This is a genomic window from Paraburkholderia sp. UYCP14C, from assembly GCF_004197395.1.
In the GTDB taxonomy this organism is placed as follows: Bacteria; Pseudomonadota; Gammaproteobacteria; order Burkholderiales; family Burkholderiaceae; genus Paraburkholderia.
The window spans coordinates 1-1478 of the sequence record NZ_SELS01000242.1; the positions used below are offsets into that span (position 1 = coordinate 1).

Below are 1478 nucleotides of genomic sequence, written 5' to 3' on the forward strand. Positions count from 1 at the left end.
GGCAATGTCCCAATGACAGTTGAAGGTTGGGACGGCGGGTGCGGCATAGGTTAGGCGACCTTTCGATCATGGTCAATGTTCGTTGTCGAAGGCGGACGCTTCAGCGCCGCTGCGAGTACCCATAGGTCGCTCACACCGAGGATTTTGCGGAAGTTCTTCTCGGCTTCCAGGAATCCGGCCGCCGCCCAGCGCACCGCCATGTCGGCATCGCGATAGCGCCTCACACGGCCTGCAACACGGCGTACAGCACCGTTCGGATTCTCGATGAGGTTGGTCGTAGACAGGCCGCGCATGAGCGCCGGCGTCAGGCCCAGCTCGTTCACCGTGAACGTCTCCTCCAGTCCTTCGAGCAGCGAGGCCGAGGCATCCGGGTGGTTGGACTGGAGCCACGCCGCGTGCGTCTTGAGCTTGGCCATGCCGTCCCTGGGCGGCAGCTTGTAGGCCGCTTTCATGATCGCTGCGGTTTGCGAGATGCATTCTTTCGGCAGGCGCTCGAGGACGTTGCGCAGCTTGTGTGTGCGGCAGCGCTGCACGTGGGCACGCTCGCCGAAGAGTTCCTCGATCGCAGAACGCAACGCCTTGGACCCGTCAATCACGAACAGGTATTCCAGGTCCGTGGACAAGCCGCGATCGATCAACCCGCGCAACAGATCCTTGACGACCTGGGCGTTCTCGCTCGATCCGCTCACGAGTCCCATCAGGTGTTTCTCGCCGGCGCTGTCCACACCAATGGCCGCGATGATATGCCGCGTGCCGACGATGATGCCGTCCATGTAGATCGCCAGAAAGTCGCGTTCATCGAAGCGCCGTGCCATCAGCTCGGTGAGCGCCGCCTGGCTGGCCTGGATGAACTCGCGCGAGACGCTGCTCTTCGAAATACCGACGGTGCCGGCCATCTCGGGCAACACCCCGGCATATTTGCGCGTCGACACGCCCGTGACCATGATGTCGTGCACGCGCTCGGCGAGCCGTGGATTCTCGTTCAATTGCTCGTAGGCAGGAATCGGCACTTCGCCGCCAGCTCGACGCCGCAGGCGCGGGCGTTCGACATTCAGTTTGCGCTCGTCCATCACTATCTGGCCACGCTGCGAGCCGTGCCAGCGGATCTCGCTGCCCTTGCGTCCCGGATGCTTGTCGCCGGCGACTTCGGTGGCGGAAATCACCAGCAACTGCTCGACCAGGCTGCGACCGGCGTCGTACATCAACTCGTCGATACTCGTGCGAGTGTTCTGGATCAGGTCGAGCATCGGCAGCAGGAGCTGACTGTTCTCGGCGAAACAGGCCCGCAGCCGGTCTTCGTTCTGCTTGGCGACGATGTTCAACGGCGAGCTGGCCTTGGGGGCCTTCTTCCTGGTAGGCTTCATGTGGCGGTTCTCCTGGGTTCCCTGTCCGGGAAGTTGGTCGTGGAAACCCGATTCTCTCGGATTCCCAACGGGGAACCGCCGCCTTCAACCTTCAACTACGCCTGGGACATTGCC

At 62.6% G+C, this 1478-nt stretch carries 1 protein-coding gene; it reads right to left on the reverse strand.

Features of this window, described 5'->3' with window-relative positions:
- Positions 1–50: 50 nt before the first annotated feature.
- The gene (locus EVC45_RS44575) at positions 51–1364 is read right to left on the reverse strand and encodes an IS256 family transposase (RefSeq protein ID WP_129964356.1); all 1314 of its coding nucleotides are present in this window, start codon (positions 1362–1364) and stop codon (positions 51–53) included.
- Positions 1365–1478: the final 114 nt, after the last annotated feature.

What these genes read in the sequence shown, in the direction of transcription:
- EVC45_RS44575 (WP_129964356.1), bottom strand. Translation starts at nt 1,364, where the DNA reads ATGAAGCCTACCAGGAAGAAGGCCCCCAAGGCCAGCTCGCCGTTGAAC.